We start from the raw sequence: 16,221 nt of genomic DNA on the forward strand, positions 1-16,221 counted from the left end.
TCGCATGCCCAGCATCCCCCGGCCCGGCTGGCAGGAGACCATCACCTCCCAAGGCCGGGGATTTCACCACAACGTCACCCCGGGGCCGAATGACCGGCCGTACTGGGATGAGTCCGTCTACTACTCCTTCACCCTCGCGCAGGTGGAAGAACTCGAACGCGTCGTCGATGAACTCCACCGCATGTGCCTGAACGTCGTCGACCACGTGATCGAGCGCAAGCGGTTCGCGGACTTCGGCATCCCCGACTGGCTGCACCAGCCCATCACAGCCTCATGGAAGCGGCGCGATGCGCACGTGTTCGGCCGCTTCGACCTGTGCTACGACGGCCGCGGCCACGCCAAGCTGCTGGAGTACAACGCCGATACCCCCACCTCCCTGGTGGAAGCCGCGGTCATCCAGTGGTTCTGGAAACGCGATACCCACCCCGGGGCCGACCAGTGGAACAGCATCCATGAACACCTGATCAACCGCTGGCACACCATCGGCTCGGGTCCGCTGCACCTGGCCCACACCGCCGAGGAAGCCTCCGGCGAGGACGCTCTCAACGTTGCCTACATGGCCGATACCGCCGCGGCGGCGGGCCTGGCCACCCACCTGCTCACCATGGAGCAGATCGGCTGGGACACCGGCCGGCAGGCCTTCGTCGACGACCAGCAGCGCCCCATCGACACCCTCTACAAGCTGTACCCGTGGGAGTGGCTGACCAGCGACGACTTCGGCCCGGCCGCCGTTGAGACCCAAAAGCGCACGCCTTGGGTGGAGCCGCTGTGGAAGATGCTGCTGTCGAACAAGGCCCTGCTGGCGCTGTTGTGGGAGCTCCATCCCGGTCATCCGAACCTGCTGCCGGCCTACCTGGACGGCCCACGCGACTTGAGCGCGTATGTGGCCAAGCCGCTGCTGGGCCGCGAAGGCGCCGCGATCCAGATCGTCACCCCGGCTGAACGGCACAGCGCCCCCGGAGACTACGGTGCCGAAGGCTACGTCTACCAGGACTTTTGGCCGCTGCCGGACGTCGGCGGATGGCGGCCGGTGCTGGGTGCCTGGGTGATCGGCGACGAGCCGGCCGGACTCGGCATCCGGGAGACCCAAGGCTTGATCACTGACAACACCAGCTCGTTCGTGCCGCACCTGATCATCGGCTGACTCAGCCGCAAGCCAGCCGGGGCGAGGCCGCCCTGCTCCGGCTGCTTCCATCCCCTCAGGAGGAGAACGTGGCAGATCACACTCTCACCCGCGTGCCGCAGGACATCTATCCCCGCGCGGCCGAGGTCATCCGCACCCTGGGCTGGTCCCAAGGAAGGTTCATCACAGAAGAGGCAGACAAGCCTCTGGAGCGCAGCCCGGTCTGCGTGATCGAGGCTCTGTGCCGCGGAGCCGGGCTGGCTCCCAAGGCGTGGTGTCGTCTGCCTTCCGAACACCTGGTGGAGGTCATGGCCGCGATCGAGGTCCTGGCGCTGCAACTCGGCGATGACCCGAACGACCCCGAGGCCAGCGCCATCGAACGTCTAATCCGCTGGAACGACGCCGCTGAACGCACCGTCCCCGATGTCCTGGCTCTGCTGGATGCTGCCGCAAATCGGCCGTGAGCCTGCCGACCCGGGTGAGCTTGTGCGCAGGCGTGTCCACGTCTGCTCCACCCGCTGGCAGATCGGCCCGGACGGCTACACCCCAGCGCTACGGAGCCGAGCCCCTGGCCGCCCGCCGCGTCGGGAGGAGCAGGAAGGGCCAGGACGCCCGCCCGATCTCCGCCGCCCGCCGGGCAGCCTGCCACGGAACCTCTGCGCCCCGGAAGGCCACAGCCGCGCTGCGCGCGGTCGCCCTGCGGGCGAGCCTTCCGGAGCTGCGAGAACCCGTGGCCGCCCCGCGGCCCGGCGGCGGGGATCGGGCCCCGCCCGACCCCTACGGGAGGTCATCAGCATGATCGGCAAGGGCATCGCGTCCGCGGCTCCTACCTTCACCGTGTCCATCTGGCACAACACCTGTCCGCTGGCCCTGATGCGCGGCTGGCACCCCCGTGACCCGATGCAGCGGGTCTTCTCTTACCCCATCCCGGCCGAGCAGGCCCGCGATCCGCACGCGGTGCTGGAGGAGGCCTTCGAGGCCTTCAACGTCGGGGAGGGCGAACTCGCCGCCGCCTATCGCGCGCTCGGCAACCGCTCACTGAGCGTCGGCGACATTGTGGTGATCGGAGAGGTTGCTTTCGCGTGCGCGCCGATCGGCTGGGAGCGGCCGCGCGGATCGATCACCATCGCCGCCTTGTCCGCTCAGCCCTGACCACTCGCCAACGCCCCTTCGGTGATGTCCCTCTTCGCACTCCGCAGCACCGAAGCGCGCCACCCCGTAACCCGGGCCCGGCACCGCAGCCTCACGCCGCGGCGCCGGGCCTGCGGGCTTTCACCCTGATCAGCGAGGTGCTGCTGCGCCGCAGCGCGCAGGCACCCGCCCCAGCTCGCTGTCGTTCCCCCTCGCGACCACCAGGAAGCAGGTTTCTTTCCATGAGCTCACCCTCCCCGGCCGCGCTGTCTGACGATGCGCCAGCGCCGGAGGCCACCGCCGCCGATCCGCTGGACGGCCCTGACTACCCGCCGCACGCACGCATCCCCGTGAAACGGCTGGAGAAAAACCCGCGCAACACCCGCACCGACTATGGCATCACCGAGGAGTTCATCCAGACCATCGCCGACGGCGACGGCCCCGAAAACGACCTGGTGGTCTTCCCCTCGCCGGACAATCCCGGCATGTTCCGCGTGCACGACGGTCACCGCCGCCTGTTCGCCCTGCAGCAGCTGGCCAACCGGGAGGAGAACGGCGGCGACCGCACGGTGTGGTGCCGCATCCGGCCGGAGCTGGTCAACAACCTCAAGGGCATGCTGCTGGGGCAGCTGACCACCAGTCTGCACCACAAGCCGCTGACCGACCCCGAGGTCGGTCAGACGCTGTTTTCCCTGGATGAGATGGGCGTCGACATCGCCACGCTCCAGAAGGCCACCGGCAAGAGCCGCAAAGACGTCGAAACGGCCATCGCCGCCGGCCATCTGTCGGAAGACTCCCGCGCGGTCCTGGCCGCTGCGAACCGGCAGACGACCTATGAGGAAGAGGCGCTGCTGGCGGCCCAGGAGCAGGACCCGGACGTGCCGGACGATGCGGTGGAGGAGATGCGTCAGCTCATCGCCAAGGGCGCAGGCATCAACTACGCCATCAACGTGGTGACCACCACTCGGCGTGAAGCCGCCGAGATGGCCCGACTGATCGACGAGCTGCAGACCGCGGGTGTCTCCGTCACCGAGGAGATGCCCGAGGAGGCGGTCAGCTTGTGGCGGCTGCAGGACGCCGACGGCGCGACGTTCACCGAGCAGACGCACACCACCTGCCCGGGCCATGGCGCCTACTTCCCCTCCCGGACCCGGCCCAGCTTCTACTGCACCTGCCCGCAGACCCACGGCTATGAGCCGCCCCAAGCGCGGCAGCGTGAGGAGAAGCCGAAGCTGCCGACCGCGCAGGTACGGGCGGGCAACACCGCCTGGCGCGAAAGCGGCAAGGAACGCCTCACGTGGTGGAAGGGCAAGCTGGCGACCCAGTCCGACCCGAACCAGAAGGTCCTGAAGATCATCGTTGAGCTGCTGGCGGTCGATCCGCCGGAGCCGCTGCGCGATCTGTTCGGCACCATTCACCTCAAGGAGTTCTTCACCGACCTGGTCGGCAAGGTGCCCAGCCGCAGCACCGTCAGCAAGGCCGCCACCGGCCGGCTGACGTGGATGCTGATGAAGCGCATCGTCGCGGCGATGGAGTACTGGATGACCCAGCCGAGCTATTCGGACCACCTGTGGCGCACCGACGCCCTGGGGCGTCCGGAGAGCCGGGCCGTCGCCCAGCGGTGGCTGCAAATCTGCGAGAAGCTGGGTCACACGCTGCAGCCGATCGAACAGGCCGTCGCGCAGGGCCGCGACTACCACGGTGACCTGGCCAGCTCCGACGCCACCGGCGAGCTCGTCACCACAATCGATCCGGCCGCACCCGAGGCTGAAACCGCCCACACCACCGATGCGCAGCCGTCCGGCGCCGGTCAGACATCCCCGGGTGGGGAGATCGAGACCACCTCAGCTGACGACAACTCCGGCGCCCGGGCCGATTCTGAGGCCGACGCGCCGGCACACGCCACCGATGAGCCCTCCCCCGATCATCTGGACGCCGCGGACGCCGGCGACTACGACCCCGACGCTTGGGTCGATCCGACCGATGCGACAACAAAGCCCATCGCGGCCGATCAGCCGGATGCCGGCGACGACCTCAGTGCGCACGACCTGGTCGCGGTAGCGGGCTGATCGCCGCAGCCCCCGATCCGGGATTCGCACTGCTCTGGGTGCGTTGCAGGCTCGGCGCACCAGGCACCGTGCGGACCTTCGCCCGGCCGTCACCGCATCCCACTTCGGCCCCTGGCCGATCGCGCCACCAGCCCTTTTTTCGCATTCATCACGGCTGCGCCGCCCGCGCTCAGTGCGGGCGGCGCAGCCGTGGCCGTTCGTGCCGAAAGGAGACCTGTTCATGGGCCCGCCCGCCCTGTCCTGTAACCGTAGTGCGCTCCTGGAGCTGAGCTGTCAGCTGCCGTGCTGTCCCCGTCAGCGCGGCAAGCGCGCCCCGTGGCGCACGATACGCCGCTGTCAGCGGCGGCGTTTGCGCGCCCAGCTGCGAAGGCCCGGCGATGAGTGCTGAGCCGATTCCCCCGCCGGTTGAGCTGCCGCCCGAGGTCGCCGACTACGTGCAGGTGCTGCGAGCCATTGACCAGCGCCGCAAGCAGCTCGACACGTACGCGGAGATCGCCGAGACCCATATCAAGAACGCCTTGGGTGATTCCGAAATCGGTAACGTTAACGGTCAGCCGGTCGTGTACTGGCGGCACGTCAAAGGCAAGACCACCACTGATTACAGGCGCCTGCGCATCGACCATCCGGAGATCGTCCCCTTACTGCAGGCCTACACCAAGGTCGGCAATCCCAGCCGCCGCTTCACCCTGGCCGATGCCGCCGCCGCCACCCCGCCCGCCTCCGGCGCGCCATGAGCGCACCGACCGCCTCCGCGGCGGTGCGGGAGGTCATCGGTGATCTGGAGGCCGCGCTCAAGCACGCCATCACCCACCAGCCGCGCTCCCTGCAGCAACGGCTGGGCCCTTCGGAGATCGGCAGCGAGTGCGACCGGCAGCTGGGCTACCGGCTGGCCGGTGTGCCCCGGGTCAACCCGTACCTGCCGTGGCTGGCCTACATCGGCACCGCCATGCACGCCCAGCTCGCCGGTGACCTTTCCGGCCGGGTGCTGCCCAACGGCGCACGCGTGCTGGTGGAGCAGAAAGTCGGCGTCGGCCGCATCGGCAACGACGACATCGACGGCACCAGCGACATCTACATCGGCGCCGCCGACGGCCGCACCGGCATCGTCTTCGACTGGAAGCTGGTCGGTAAAACCCCGCTGCAGTACTACCGCGTCCACGGGCCCGGCCCGCGCTACCGCGTGCAGGTGCACACCTATGGCTACGGGTTCCGGCGCCGCGGCCTGCCGGTGACCGACGTGGGCATCGGCTTTCTGCCCCGCAGCCAGGAATTCGTCCATCGCCACTGGTGGTATGAGCCCTACGACGAGCAGATTGCGCTGAACGCGATCAAACGCGCCGATGCGATCGCCACGGCCATCACCACCGCCGGTCCGGCGCTGTTGCCGCTGCTGCGCACGGCCGAGGCCGAGTGCGCCTACTGCCCGTGGTTTCGCCCTGGCAGCCGCGATCTGACGCGCAGCTGCCCCGGTGCCGGCGCCCTGCTGACCTCTCTCTCCGCCCTCATCTGATCACTTTCCCCGCTCGTCCCCTTTTTTCGGAAAGGCATTTTCATGTTCGCCCCTCCGTCCACTGCGCACGAGTTCCTGGCCCGCCACCGCGACAGGATCCGGCAGCTGACCCGCCGCAAGATCCCCTCAGCGTCGTTCCTGCAGGTCGGCGCATCGATCGTCGGTGTGATCGTCGAAGAGCCGATACTGGTGTTCCAGACTGAGTACGGCACTCGGAAACTGCTGACCTTCGACGACGGCACTCCCCGCAAGCAGCTGCGGGTGGTGCTGGCCACCGAACAGCGCGATCCGGCCAACCCTGACGACAACGGGCTGCGGGCCCTCTACCTCAAGACCGGCAGGGCCGACGCCGTGGCCGCGGCCATGGAACGCGTCAACGCGGAGGACCTGGAGATCGGCGGGGTGCTGTCGCTGACCTTCACCGGCTACGACCACAATCCCGACGGCTACAGCACCAAGGTCTTCACGGCCGAGTACGTGCCCCCCACCGGCACCACGCCGCCCGGCACCGTCCCGCAGCAGAGCGCTCCACCGGCCGCTGCCCTGATCCCCGCTGCGGTCGCGGGGCCGGCGCCCCTCATCGCGCAGTCCGCCGCACCGGTCGTCGCACCGCCCGCGCCCGCCATGCCGGTGGCCCTTACCGGACCAGCCACGCCGGTCGTCGCGCCCGCACCGGCCGCGCCGGTCCCCGGCCCGGCATCGGCAACCGCGATCAGCCCGGACACGCGCGCCCATCTGGAGCAGCTGGGACCTGAGGTCTTGGCCCAGCTCGGCATCACCTTGCCCACCTCCTCCACCTCCTAGGCAAGCGCCCCTTACCCGATGTCCCACATCCACGGCCCGGCCACCGTCAGGTGGCCGGGCCTGCCTCATGAGTCGGAGGTTCGCATGACCACCCCGGATCCCCTCGCCCAGGTACCGGCCGTGGGCTGGGAACTGACCATGATCAACGATCATCACAACAAGTTCTACCGGCTGATCGTCTGCGGGGCGCTGCTGGTGACCAGCTACGGCCCCATCGGCCGCAAGGGCACCACGCAACTGACCGAGCTGCCCAGCTTCACCGATGCCAGCACCCGAGCGGTCACCATCACCCGGCAAAAGGAACGCAAGGGCTACCAGAGCTCGATCGCGCCGATGCGCTTCAGCGTTGCGGCCGATCTTCCCACCCCCGCCCGGCTGTCCACCCTGGCCGGCCGCGACGAGCTCGTCGACTGCTTCCTGTCAGCTTCCTGCTGATCTCACCGTCGTGCCATCACCGAAATGAGGACCGTATGACGACGCCCGCTGCGACCCAGGCCGCCCAGATGCTGGCCAACCTGACCGCTGAGGACTTCCTGCCCCAGCCCGCCGCCCCACCGCCGGCGACCGCACCGCGCTTCCGCCGGCCTGTCCAGGCCAACCGGCCCGCCCTACCACCCATCGGCGAGCGCATGCGGCCGTGCGGGGAGATCTACAAGCCGCGCCACATCGGACCGCACGAGGACCTGGCGCTGCTGCGCGCCGCCCACCGCCACCGCCAGCACGTGCTGCTGTACGGGCCGCCCGGCACCGGCAAGACCGCGATGATCGAAGCGGCCTACGCCTCCGACGACGGGCCCGGCCTGGAAACCGTCATCGGCTCGGCCGACCTGACCGAAGCCGACCTGGTGGGCACCTTCGTGCAAGACCCCACCACCCGGGCCTTTTCCTGGGCGCCCGGGCCGCTGCACCGCTCGGTGCTGCGCAATGTGCCGCTGCTGATCGACGAAATCGCCCTGATCGAACCCCGCGTGCTGGCGATCCTGTACCCGCTGATGGACGGCCGCGGCGAGCTGCGCATCACCGCCAACCCGCAGCTGCCGCCGCTGCCGGTGCGCTCGGGCTGGATGGTGGTGGCCGCCTGCAACCCCGACGTGCCCGGTGCCCAGCTGTCGGAGGCGCTCAAGAGCCGCTTCGCCCACCACCTGCTGGTGGGCACCGACTGGCAGCTGGCGCGTGAGCTCGGCGTCCCGGACAAGGCCGTCACCGTCGCCCAGAACCTCGACGGACGCCGGGAACGTGAAGACGACACGCTGAGCTGGGCGCCGCAGCTGCGCGAGCTGCTGACCTTCCGCGACCTGGCCGCCCTGTACGGAGAGGCCTACGCCGTGGCCGCACTGGCCGCGGCCGCGCCCGAACACGACCGCGCCGAGGTCGTGGCCGCGCTGCGCCGGCACTTCACCAAGGCCAGCGTGGCCCGGGTGGAAGGACGCTACGGCGTATGAGCGCTGTCCCGCCCCCGCAGCCTGCCGGCCCGACCCCCCTTCCGCCGGTCGCCCCGGTGGTTGATGAGGACCTGCAGCTGGCCCGTGACGAGCTCATCATCCGGATGAACTCCGTCATCGGCACCCTCAGCGGCCGCGACGACGTCCTGCTCGACATCGTCTGGGGCCGCGGCACGAAAGCACCGCCGGCGTGGTTCGATCCGCGCCGCGCCGAGATCACCATCAACGCCGATGTGGCCCTGCCCGAAGGCACCCACCCCGACGAGGTCGACCCCACCACCTTCCCGGGCCGGCTGGCCCATCCGGTGCTGGTCGGGCTGGGCTGTCATGAGGCCGGGCACGCCCGCGCCCACGGCTGGAACACCCTCCAGATGGCCGAGCGCGGCCGAGCGGTTGCGCCCCGCGTCAGCCAGGCCGCCACCTGGCTGGAGGAACTGTGGATCGAGGCTGGACAACTGCGCCACCACCCCGGTCACCAGCGGTGGCTGCGCGCCGCGGCCCGCCAGCTGATCACCCCGCCGCCCCTTCCTGACGATGCCAGTGACCAGCAGCAACGCGCAGCCGCGGGATTTTGCGCACTGCTGGCGCTGGGCCGCGTCGATGCCGGAGTGCTGGAGCCCGGGGATGTGACCGCGATGGAAACCCAGGTGCGCGCGGTGCTCGGTGACCAGACTCTGGCCGAGCTGACCTCCCTGTGGCAGGCCGCGATCCAGCTACCCGAAGGCGACATCGACGCCCTATTCGATCTGGCCCACCAGGTCGTCGCCGCGCTCGGCCTGGACGACGACGAGACCCTGCCGGATGAGGTGATGCGGGCCGGTACGGGCTGCGCGCTCGGGCACGGCACCGGCGCTGAATCCGGCGAAGACGGTGCCGATCCCTCCGCCTCGCCGAGCAGCCCCCACCCGCTGAGCGCCGCCGCCGCCGACCTGGCCACCGCCGTCGCCGAGGCCAGCATCGCCCAGGCCGCCGACGATCTGGCCGACCACCAGGCCACCGCCGCCCCGAACCCCCACATCCTGGCCCAGCGCACAGCCGAGACCGAGGCCCGCGCGGCCGCTGCCCGGGCCGCGCAGATCGCTTTCGGCGCCGGGGGCGGCAACCGCTCCAGCGGTCCGGTCACCGGCCAGCGCCCGGCCACGGCGGCTGAGCGCGCGGCCGCCAAAGCTCTGGCCGCTGAGCTGCGCCGGGCCCGCCACCGCGGCCGCGCCAGCTCCGTCACCCCCAGCGCGCTGCCGCCGGGCCGCCTCAACGGTCGCGATGCGATGCTGGCCACCGCCCAGCACGCGCTCGGCCTGCCCATCACCGCCCAGCCGTTTCGCCAGCTGCGGCGCCGCCCCACCCCCCAGCCGCCGCTGCAGGTCGGCATCGCGGTGGATGTGTCGGGCTCCATGCACGCCACCGCCGCGGCGATGGCCAGCCTGACCTGGGTGATGGCCCAGGCGGTGCGCCAGATCCACGGCCGCTCGGCCACGCTGGCCTGGGGTGAGCAGCTCACCCCCGTGACCCGGCCCGGCCAAGTGCCCGACCTGGTACCGCAACTGACCACCGATGAGGGCACCGAAGTGCTGCATGAGGCGATCGCCGCACTGGACGGGACCTTGGAGCTGGCCACCGGCACCGGAGCCCGGCTGCTGGTCATCGCCTCTGATGGGCAGCTCCACGGCCAGCAGCAAATCCGCCTCGCCGGCGAGCGGATCGACCGGCTGGTACGCGCCGGCTGCGGCGTGCTGTGGCTGTGCCTGGAGCGCCGCGCCACCGTTTTGCCTGGTGCCATCAGCGTCGCCGCGCACGACCCGGCCAGCGCCGTTCACGCCATCGGCCAGGCCGCCATCACCGCGCTGCGCCACAGCGGTGCCTGAGCCCGCCGAACCCCTTCACTGGTCGGCCGCCTCACCCCGTTGCCCTGTCCCCTCGGTTCCCCGGCCCGGCCCACCACCCACCCCGGAAGGAAACGTGATGATCTCATTCGAGTCGTTGATCAACCGTAACTTTTCCGTGGCCACCCAGGCCGCGATGCTGCTGGCCGCCCGCCTGCGCGAGCCCGCCCCGGCGGCGCAGGAAGTGCTCACCGAAGGGATGCAGCAGCTGTCTGCCACCGTGGCCGCCTACCGGCGCGGACAGCCTCCCGATGACCTCACCATCGTGCGCATCGGCTTCGACCTGTGCCTGGCACCCATCCGCAACCAGGCCTGGCGCATCCTCGACCTCGACCCCGAGACGATGACCCGCCTGCTACGCCACCTGCTCATGCGGCTGGATCGGCCGCTGCGGCCTCCCGCGCTGACGCTGCTGGCCTTCGCCGCCTGGCGCGAAGGCCAGCTGGAACAGGCGCACACCGCGCTCGTCACCGCCCTGGCAATCGACCCGTTCTACTCCACAGCCAGCATGCTCCACATCGCCTTCCACCTCGGCCTCGACATCACCGATTTTCCAGGTGTGCCGCAGGCCGACGGATCCGAGCCGGGCCATTGGCCTGACAGCCGCGATCTCGACGTCTTGCGCAACCTACTGACCTGCTACGCACCCTTTGCCTGACCGTCGGCGATCACCGCTGTCTGCTGTCGCCCGCGCGTGCGTCACCGCCCCCTGCCGGTCCTTCCGCGAGCCCATCACCGCTCGCCCCGCACTCATCCTCAGGAGTTCCCCTCACCATGCCCACTCCCGCCACAGCGCTGCCCCGCCTGCCCGATCAGGAGCAGCTTCCCGATCAGGCCGCTCTGGACGCCATCCATGACCTGCTCACCCGCCCCGGCACAGCTGTGGAGGTCGTGCAGATCATCACCGGCATCGTGCAGGCCACCGGCCGGACGCTGCCGGCCGCTCTGGTCGATGTTGAGGTACTGGAAAATCCCGTCGGCGATCAGCAGACTGCCTACGTTCAGGCCGGCGACGTCGACATCTTCCTCTCCCCGACTCCCGACGGGCTGGTGCTGGAGGTCAACCCTCGCACCCCGCACGCCGACCGCTCCCTGCGCCTGAAGGTCAACGGCCAGCCCGTCATCGGCAGCGAACCCGGCGAGCAGGCCCCGGCCGCGCACCCCTTTGGACCGGAAAGCCGCGGCCATGCCGATCGGTGACCCGTCCCTCGGCCAGCTGGTCGCCCTGCGTCCCGCAACCGGCGGCCGCACCGTCCTGACCCGCATCACCGCGATCGGCCGGCCCCGCCCCTACAGCGGGCACCTGCCGCTGAGGCTGACGGTCATCCGGCAAAGCACGTGCGGCTGCTACCTGCCCGGACAGCACATCGAAGTCGCCAGCACCGACCCGGACATCGCCGCGCTGCCGCTTCCGGCCCGCCGCAGGCGCGCTCGCTCGCCACTCCCGCCGGCCTCCGGCCGCACCCCCTGACCACCACCCCACCTTCCCCGCAGGGTGCGGTCCCAGGCCCCGCCTTTCGGCCCCAGCCCAGCAGGAGTCGCCCATGCGCACCGCCACATACCCCCCGACCGCCGCACGCCTGATCATCAACGCCGACCCCGGCCATCTGCCCGCCCTCATCGAACCCGACCTGCACACCGGCGCCCTGCGCTACCAGCTGGCCGGAGCGCGCATCAGCGGCGTCATCATCGCCATGCCCACCTCCCTGCCCGACGCCATCGACCCGACCACCACCCGGCTCACCCTCCGCTACGGCGACCAGCACACCGACGATCCCACCCGGCGGCCGCACCGGCCCGTCCTCGACGGCGCCGTCACCGTGACCGGCGCCATCACCGTCGATGCCCACCAGCTCGCTCACGCCGCCGACCTCACCGCCGCCAGCGTGGCGATCAACGCTCCGCAAGACACCGGCGCCTACTTCGCCGCGGTGCTGAGTGCCCTGGCCCGTCACTGGCTGGGCTACTCCGGCCGGGATGCGCTGTGCCAGGCCGCCGCCCGCGCCGCCCACCGCCAGCGCATCGATGGGCTGAAGGCCAAACGCGCCGACCTGGACGGGCTGCTTGACCACCACCGCGGTGCGCTGGCGCGCCTGAGCGGCTCAGCCGACAGCTCCCCGCCGCGACAGCCCGGCGACCGTGCATCAGGAGCGCCTGTAAGCCCGCTCTGGCCCCCGCGCCGGGTCTTCCGGCCCACGCGTCATGCATGACGACCTCGGCGCCCTGCACCAGCGCCGCATCCGCCTGGCCGCCGCGCTCGCCCTGGTCGACGGCGCGACCACGGTTGAGGAGTTCCTTAACGCCTCGGCCCTCGCCCGCAAGACCCGCGCCCGCATCCACGCGATCGAGTCGGCGCTGCCGTATGAGGCCTGCACCATCACCATCGCCAAAAGCGCCGGGTTCGGCCCGATCCGGCTGCGCCTGGCTCTGGAGCTGATCCGCCGCCTGCAGGGGCACGTGTCGGTCTTCCAACGCGAACACGCCACCTTCCGCTACGGCGACCTGAAACTGACCTGCACCGCCCGCGCCGATCACATCGCGCGCATCGCCCAAGTGGTGCCGGACTTCCTGGCGGATGTCGATGCCGCCGCCAAGGCGGCGGCCCGCATCCACCGCTCCTACCTGATGACCCTGCCTGAAGAGCACCACGCTCCCAAGGACCGCGACAACCTCATGCGCGCCTACCGACGGACCTACATGGACGCCTACGGCGCGGCGCTCATCGCATGGATCACCTCAGGCCGGCGGCCCGAGACGGCGGATGCCCTGGGCACCGCAGCGCGCGGAGCCTTGGCTACCGGCGATGCCAGCGCCGATGCGGCCACCGCCGACATGACCCGCTACCGCATCGACGGCCCTCGCAGGGTGTTCGCCATTCCCGCGGCCTCCTGACTCCGCCAGGTACGAGACCGTCCCGGGCACCGGTCCGCGCCGCTGACGGCCCGCGCGCCGACCGGACGCGTCCAGCCCTCGCGACTGGACGCCTGCGTCGGCGAACTGGTCGGTGAACCTGCGGGAGCTGGGTGGCCGTGGCGCCCGCGCCTGAACCTGCTCGTCCCGCTCAACGGCCCGGCAGCTCCGAACTGACCGAAAGGTGATCTTCTGCCATGGCTCCTGACCTCCCGGTGCCCATCGCTCCCACCCATCCCGGCCCCGGTGAGCCGGGCAGCCCCTGCCGGGTCACTGTCTGCTCCTGGTGGGCCGAAGACGGCGAAGTGGCTTCGCCGACGGTCGCCGACCCCAGCTACCACCTGCGTTTCCGCTCCCACTGCGGCGGCTGCGGCCACGAAGGCCCCGCCCGCTCGTGTGAGAACGCTGCGGTCGAGGACGGCTGCGACCACGCCTACCCGGGATGGCGGCGCCTGCCCGTCATGGAGCACCGCCCCTATGAAGGCGCCCCGCTGAAGCGGTGGGAGGCCGAATGCCGCCGGGTGTATCCGCCCGGCTGGTTCGACCAGCAGGGCCCAGTGCGGGCCTACCGCACCCCACCCGGCATGCGGCACGTGCCCGGATATGCGCCCGGCGGCGGCTACAGCATCGCCGTCCTGGTCCCCCGCCTGCCCTTCACCAGGGCGGCCTTTGCCGCGGCCACCGTCCAAGACGCCCTGTTTCCATGAAAGGAGAGCCCGCTCATGCCGATCTACCTGCCCGCCCCCGCCCACGACCCGCGTGGCCCCGACGGCCAGGGCTGGAACCGCATGTCGATCAGCTGGGGCGCGGTCTTCCGGGCGCAGTGCGCACTACGGCCGCTGTATGCGACGAAACTGTTTGAGTCGCATGACACCCGGCGCGCCGCCTGGGGTGGCTTCGGCCCCTGCCTGCGCGACGGCGACTGCACGACCTGCCCCGTCATCCGGCCGCGCCGGCGGCTGGAGTCCTTCACCGAACGCGTGCTGGTGCGCGTCCTCGAGCGCGACGGCCGCAGCGAATATCACGTGATGAACCGTCCGGAGCAGGGCTGGGCTTCTCGGTCGATGACCTGGCGGCTCGACGATCTGGCGGTCGTCGACGGGTGGACGTGGGACGGCCTGCACTACGACGAGCACGGCCGTGGGTTCTGGCTGCGCGCCACCCGCTCGCCCGAGGACTTCGGTCTCTTCGGCATCTACGGCTCGGCCCCCACCCGCGAAGAGGAGACATCCCCCTGATGGCCCCGCACGGCCGCCTCGCCGACTCGTGTGGGGCGACGTGCTCTGCCAGCAGCCACTCCTCTGCGCGGAGGGGTGTTCTGCACAGGTGGTCAGCAAATCACCGTATGGGCCATGTGCGTGCCCACCATCCGCACCGCGCGTGGGGACCTGGCCGATGACGAGCCGCTCGTCACGGTCCTGCCCGGCGACCTACGCGGGGGCGCCGATCGAGCGCACCCCGGGCCCCGACCACTGGCCGAAGACAGCAGCGGCGGGCTGATTCGGGCGGGCTGATGTGGCTGCCGCCTGGATGCGTTCGAGCCGCTCCAGGCCCCTATCTGCACCGCCGTGGCCGTCGCAGATGACCTCCCCCCGGGGGTGTCGTCCGCAACCACACCTGACACCAGATCCGGCCCCGCAGCTGTCGGTTGAGGACCTGCTCGTGGCCGGATCCGCCACCTACGCAATGACACAAGGAGCAGCATCGTGGAAGAGGCGACGACCGCCCAGCCCACCAAGAAGACCATCCGGATCGTGCACACCCGCGCCGAGGGCACCCTGATCAAGGGCAGCCGCAAGGGCGACGGTGTCTGGGACATCGTCAAGCGCCGCGGCTTCCGGTCCTCTCGCTACGTCGGCCTATACATCCCGAACTCCCGGGACAGGGCCGCCAAGCGGTGGATTATTGAGGATGTAGCCGCCGCGCTGCGCGCGGCCGGCTTTACCGTCGCGATCGACATCGACGACATCATGCCGGGCCGTTCCTTCGCCGAGGCCGAGGCCGACCGCAACGAGCGGGCCGAGGAGCGCGCTTATCGGTACGGCGAGTGGGCTGAGCGTAACACCGCGGCCGGCAACACCCGCTGGGAGCGCACCCGGGAGCGGATGCGCCACCTTCCGCCCGGGCAGCCGGTCCTCGAAGGTCACCACAGCGAGCGAGGGCATCGCCGCTTGCTGGATTGGGCGCATGCCCAGGATGGCAAGGCCGTCGAGGAGCTGAACAAGGGAGCCTACTGGGCAGGCCGGTCTGCCGCGGCCGAGCGCTACCAGCGGCACCGGGAAGACCCCGGGGTGACGCGGCGCCGCATCGAGCGGCTGGAGGCTGACCGGCGGCGCATCGAACGCGAGCTGCAGGACAAACCGACGAGGCTGATCTGGGCAGGGCAGGAGCTGCCCGAGGGCGCTGAAGTGGAGCACACCTACGATGACGGCTCCCGCCGGTGCCGGCTGCCGCTCGGGGAGCAGACCATCGCCCGCTACCAGGCCGACATCGCCGCGATCGACGATGAGCTCGGCTACTGGCGGGATGTCCTGGCCGAAGCTGAACAGCGCGGCGTGAAGCTGTGGAGCAAGGCGGACTTCGCCAAGGGCGACTTCGTGATCTATCACGGGGACGTGGTCGAGGTCATGCGGGTCAATGCCAAGAGCGTGACGATCCCCTGGGCGCATTACTGGGTGGGCACGCCGGGTGGGCCGGTGCGCACGGTTGCACAGTGCAAGGAGATAGCTAACCCGCGTGGCAGGGAGCGGCTGTTCACCGACACGGTTCCGTACGACAAGATCCAAGGCAAGGTGAGCGCCGCCGAGCTGGACGGGCTCGACCCGGCGCAGGTGCGGGAGCTGATCGCGCGCAAGGTACGCCAGGCCCGGGGGCAGCGCGACACCCCATAAGCCCGGGGCACGCCGGTTCCTGCCGCGGCGGCCATCACCGCGGCACCGGACACCCAATGGTCACCACGGTCGGTCCGCATCAGGGACCGGTTCGTGACCGTTCTGCTGTGCGGTGGGTTCCGGGGTCGCATCCACCCCTGTAGCAAGGGCTGGACCGGTCGCAGCCGGCGCTGCCTTCTCCGAACGCGAGCGCCGCGGACGCCGCGTCCCCGACATCCCATCGATGGTGACCTTCACCTCTTCGGGGATGCCCAGAGCCTCCAGATCCTCCTTGCCCCAGCCGTCACGCAGCGCCCGGGCATACACCCGAGGACGCTCCTTGATCAGCTCCGTGAGCTCGCGAAGGCGATCGGCGATCTTCTGATCGATTTCGTCGACAGCGCGGGCGGTCGGCAGGCGCTGCTTCAGCAGGTTCTCGGCACGCTCCGACAAGTCTTCCCTGACAGTCATGACGATCACTG

General features: G+C 70.5%; 20 protein-coding genes. 18 read left to right on the forward strand and 2 right to left on the reverse strand.

The features are described from left to right. Positions 1–4: 4 nt before the first annotated feature. The 3 genes from IEZ08_RS24375 (at position 5) to IEZ08_RS24385 (ending at position 2,275) form a co-directional block, all read left to right on the forward strand. Positions 5–1,144 carry a glutathionylspermidine synthase family protein gene (locus IEZ08_RS24375; RefSeq protein ID WP_307815479.1) on the forward strand — a complete coding sequence of 380 codons (1,140 nt, stop codon included), beginning with the start codon at positions 5–7 and terminating at the stop codon, positions 1,142–1,144. Between the two features lie 68 nt (positions 1,145–1,212). Further along, on the forward strand, positions 1,213–1,587 hold the full coding sequence (locus IEZ08_RS24380; protein ID WP_189243013.1) for a DUF6197 family protein: 375 nt from the start codon (positions 1,213–1,215) through the stop codon (positions 1,585–1,587). Between the two features lie 331 nt (positions 1,588–1,918). Continuing rightward, a complete protein-coding gene (locus IEZ08_RS24385; RefSeq protein ID WP_189243014.1) occupies positions 1,919–2,275 on the forward strand; it encodes a hypothetical protein in 357 nt (118 codons plus the stop codon). 91 nt (positions 2,276–2,366) lie between these two features. Here the strand turns inward: IEZ08_RS24385 and IEZ08_RS40325 are convergent, their stop codons facing one another. Further along, complete coding sequence (locus IEZ08_RS40325; RefSeq protein WP_268249359.1) at positions 2,367–2,498, reverse strand: hypothetical protein; 132 nt, start codon at positions 2,496–2,498, stop codon at positions 2,367–2,369. On the opposite strand from IEZ08_RS40325, the gene IEZ08_RS24390 reads away from it, so the two are divergent. The 15 genes from IEZ08_RS24390 (at position 2,497) to IEZ08_RS24460 (ending at position 15,760) form a co-directional block, all read left to right on the forward strand. Then, positions 2,497–4,323 (forward strand): ParB/RepB/Spo0J family partition protein, encoded by a 1,827-nt coding sequence (locus IEZ08_RS24390; RefSeq protein WP_189243015.1) that lies wholly within the window; start codon positions 2,497–2,499, stop codon positions 4,321–4,323. The two genes, IEZ08_RS40325 and IEZ08_RS24390, sit on opposite strands and share 2 nt — an antisense overlap. Positions 4,324–4,700: 377 nt before the next feature. After that, entirely contained in the window at positions 4,701–5,057 is a 357-nt protein-coding gene (locus IEZ08_RS24395) for a hypothetical protein (RefSeq protein WP_189243016.1), read from the forward strand. Then, entirely contained in the window at positions 5,054–5,833 is a 780-nt protein-coding gene (locus IEZ08_RS24400) for a hypothetical protein (RefSeq protein WP_189243017.1), read from the forward strand. The genes IEZ08_RS24395 and IEZ08_RS24400 overlap by 4 nt, the downstream gene beginning before the upstream one ends. A 42-nt stretch (positions 5,834–5,875) precedes the next feature. Next, entirely contained in the window at positions 5,876–6,637 is a 762-nt protein-coding gene (locus tag IEZ08_RS24405; protein WP_189243018.1) for a hypothetical protein, read from the forward strand. A gap of 84 nt (positions 6,638–6,721) precedes the next feature. After that, complete coding sequence (locus tag IEZ08_RS24410) at positions 6,722–7,072, forward strand: WGR domain-containing protein (RefSeq protein WP_189243019.1); 351 nt, start codon at positions 6,722–6,724, stop codon at positions 7,070–7,072. Positions 7,073–7,107: 35 nt separating this feature from the next. Continuing rightward, the gene (locus IEZ08_RS24415) at positions 7,108–8,079 is read left to right on the forward strand and encodes an AAA family ATPase (RefSeq protein WP_189243020.1); all 972 of its coding nucleotides are present in this window, start codon (positions 7,108–7,110) and stop codon (positions 8,077–8,079) included. Further along, a complete protein-coding gene (locus IEZ08_RS24420; protein ID WP_189243021.1) occupies positions 8,076–9,941 on the forward strand; it encodes a VWA domain-containing protein in 1,866 nt (621 codons plus the stop codon). The genes IEZ08_RS24415 and IEZ08_RS24420 overlap by 4 nt, the downstream gene beginning before the upstream one ends. Positions 9,942–10,038: 97 nt before the next feature. Beyond that, a complete protein-coding gene (locus IEZ08_RS24425; protein ID WP_189243022.1) occupies positions 10,039–10,617 on the forward strand; it encodes a DUF4192 family protein in 579 nt (192 codons plus the stop codon). Positions 10,618–10,733: 116 nt separating this feature from the next. Then, positions 10,734–11,159 (forward strand): hypothetical protein, encoded by a 426-nt coding sequence (locus tag IEZ08_RS24430; protein ID WP_189243023.1) that lies wholly within the window; start codon positions 10,734–10,736, stop codon positions 11,157–11,159. Next, the gene (locus IEZ08_RS24435; RefSeq protein ID WP_189243024.1) at positions 11,146–11,430 is read left to right on the forward strand and encodes a hypothetical protein; all 285 of its coding nucleotides are present in this window, start codon (positions 11,146–11,148) and stop codon (positions 11,428–11,430) included. Before IEZ08_RS24430 ends, IEZ08_RS24435 begins: the two co-directional genes overlap by 14 nt. A 73-nt stretch (positions 11,431–11,503) precedes the next feature. Next, positions 11,504–12,169 (forward strand): hypothetical protein, encoded by a 666-nt coding sequence (locus IEZ08_RS24440; RefSeq protein ID WP_189243025.1) that lies wholly within the window; start codon positions 11,504–11,506, stop codon positions 12,167–12,169. Then, positions 12,162–12,851 carry a hypothetical protein gene (locus IEZ08_RS24445; protein ID WP_189243026.1) on the forward strand — a complete coding sequence of 230 codons (690 nt, stop codon included), beginning with the start codon at positions 12,162–12,164 and terminating at the stop codon, positions 12,849–12,851. Before IEZ08_RS24440 ends, IEZ08_RS24445 begins: the two co-directional genes overlap by 8 nt. Positions 12,852–13,066: 215 nt before the next feature. Continuing rightward, a complete protein-coding gene (locus tag IEZ08_RS24450; protein ID WP_189243027.1) occupies positions 13,067–13,576 on the forward strand; it encodes a DUF6349 family protein in 510 nt (169 codons plus the stop codon). A gap of 15 nt (positions 13,577–13,591) precedes the next feature. Next, the gene (locus IEZ08_RS24455; protein WP_189243028.1) at positions 13,592–14,107 is read left to right on the forward strand and encodes a hypothetical protein; all 516 of its coding nucleotides are present in this window, start codon (positions 13,592–13,594) and stop codon (positions 14,105–14,107) included. A 468-nt stretch (positions 14,108–14,575) separates the two neighbouring features. Continuing rightward, positions 14,576–15,760 (forward strand): DUF3560 domain-containing protein, encoded by a 1,185-nt coding sequence (locus IEZ08_RS24460; RefSeq protein ID WP_189243029.1) that lies wholly within the window; start codon positions 14,576–14,578, stop codon positions 15,758–15,760. A gap of 60 nt (positions 15,761–15,820) precedes the next feature. On the opposite strand, the gene IEZ08_RS24465 is transcribed toward IEZ08_RS24460, so the two are convergent. Then, complete coding sequence (locus tag IEZ08_RS24465) at positions 15,821–16,210, reverse strand: hypothetical protein (RefSeq protein WP_189243030.1); 390 nt, start codon at positions 16,208–16,210, stop codon at positions 15,821–15,823. Positions 16,211–16,221 lie beyond the last annotated feature (11 nt).

The sequence above is a fragment of the Planobispora rosea genome (assembly GCF_014648175.1).
Lineage (GTDB): Bacteria > Actinomycetota > Actinomycetes > Streptosporangiales > Streptosporangiaceae > Planobispora > Planobispora rosea.

What these genes read in the sequence shown, in the direction of transcription:
- IEZ08_RS24375 (WP_307815479.1), top strand. Translation starts at nt 5, where the DNA reads ATGCCCAGCATCCCCCGGCCCGGCTGGCAGGAGACCATCACCTCCCAA.
- IEZ08_RS24385 (WP_189243014.1), top strand. Translation starts at nt 1,919, where the DNA reads ATGATCGGCAAGGGCATCGCGTCCGCGGCTCCTACCTTCACCGTGTCC.
- IEZ08_RS24390 (WP_189243015.1), top strand. Translation starts at nt 2,497, where the DNA reads ATGAGCTCACCCTCCCCGGCCGCGCTGTCTGACGATGCGCCAGCGCCG.
- IEZ08_RS40325 (WP_268249359.1), bottom strand. Translation starts at nt 2,498, where the DNA reads ATGGAAAGAAACCTGCTTCCTGGTGGTCGCGAGGGGGAACGACAGCGA.
- IEZ08_RS24395 (WP_189243016.1), top strand. Translation starts at nt 4,701, where the DNA reads ATGAGTGCTGAGCCGATTCCCCCGCCGGTTGAGCTGCCGCCCGAGGTC.
- IEZ08_RS24400 (WP_189243017.1), top strand. Translation starts at nt 5,054, where the DNA reads ATGAGCGCACCGACCGCCTCCGCGGCGGTGCGGGAGGTCATCGGTGAT.
- IEZ08_RS24405 (WP_189243018.1), top strand. Translation starts at nt 5,876, where the DNA reads ATGTTCGCCCCTCCGTCCACTGCGCACGAGTTCCTGGCCCGCCACCGC.
- IEZ08_RS24410 (WP_189243019.1), top strand. Translation starts at nt 6,722, where the DNA reads ATGACCACCCCGGATCCCCTCGCCCAGGTACCGGCCGTGGGCTGGGAA.
- IEZ08_RS24415 (WP_189243020.1), top strand. Translation starts at nt 7,108, where the DNA reads ATGACGACGCCCGCTGCGACCCAGGCCGCCCAGATGCTGGCCAACCTG.
- IEZ08_RS24420 (WP_189243021.1), top strand. Translation starts at nt 8,076, where the DNA reads ATGAGCGCTGTCCCGCCCCCGCAGCCTGCCGGCCCGACCCCCCTTCCG.
- IEZ08_RS24425 (WP_189243022.1), top strand. Translation starts at nt 10,039, where the DNA reads ATGATCTCATTCGAGTCGTTGATCAACCGTAACTTTTCCGTGGCCACC.
- IEZ08_RS24430 (WP_189243023.1), top strand. Translation starts at nt 10,734, where the DNA reads ATGCCCACTCCCGCCACAGCGCTGCCCCGCCTGCCCGATCAGGAGCAG.
- IEZ08_RS24435 (WP_189243024.1), top strand. Translation starts at nt 11,146, where the DNA reads ATGCCGATCGGTGACCCGTCCCTCGGCCAGCTGGTCGCCCTGCGTCCC.
- IEZ08_RS24440 (WP_189243025.1), top strand. Translation starts at nt 11,504, where the DNA reads ATGCGCACCGCCACATACCCCCCGACCGCCGCACGCCTGATCATCAAC.
- IEZ08_RS24445 (WP_189243026.1), top strand. Translation starts at nt 12,162, where the DNA reads ATGCATGACGACCTCGGCGCCCTGCACCAGCGCCGCATCCGCCTGGCC.
- IEZ08_RS24450 (WP_189243027.1), top strand. Translation starts at nt 13,067, where the DNA reads ATGGCTCCTGACCTCCCGGTGCCCATCGCTCCCACCCATCCCGGCCCC.
- IEZ08_RS24455 (WP_189243028.1), top strand. Translation starts at nt 13,592, where the DNA reads ATGCCGATCTACCTGCCCGCCCCCGCCCACGACCCGCGTGGCCCCGAC.
- IEZ08_RS24465 (WP_189243030.1), bottom strand. Translation starts at nt 16,210, where the DNA reads ATGACTGTCAGGGAAGACTTGTCGGAGCGTGCCGAGAACCTGCTGAAG.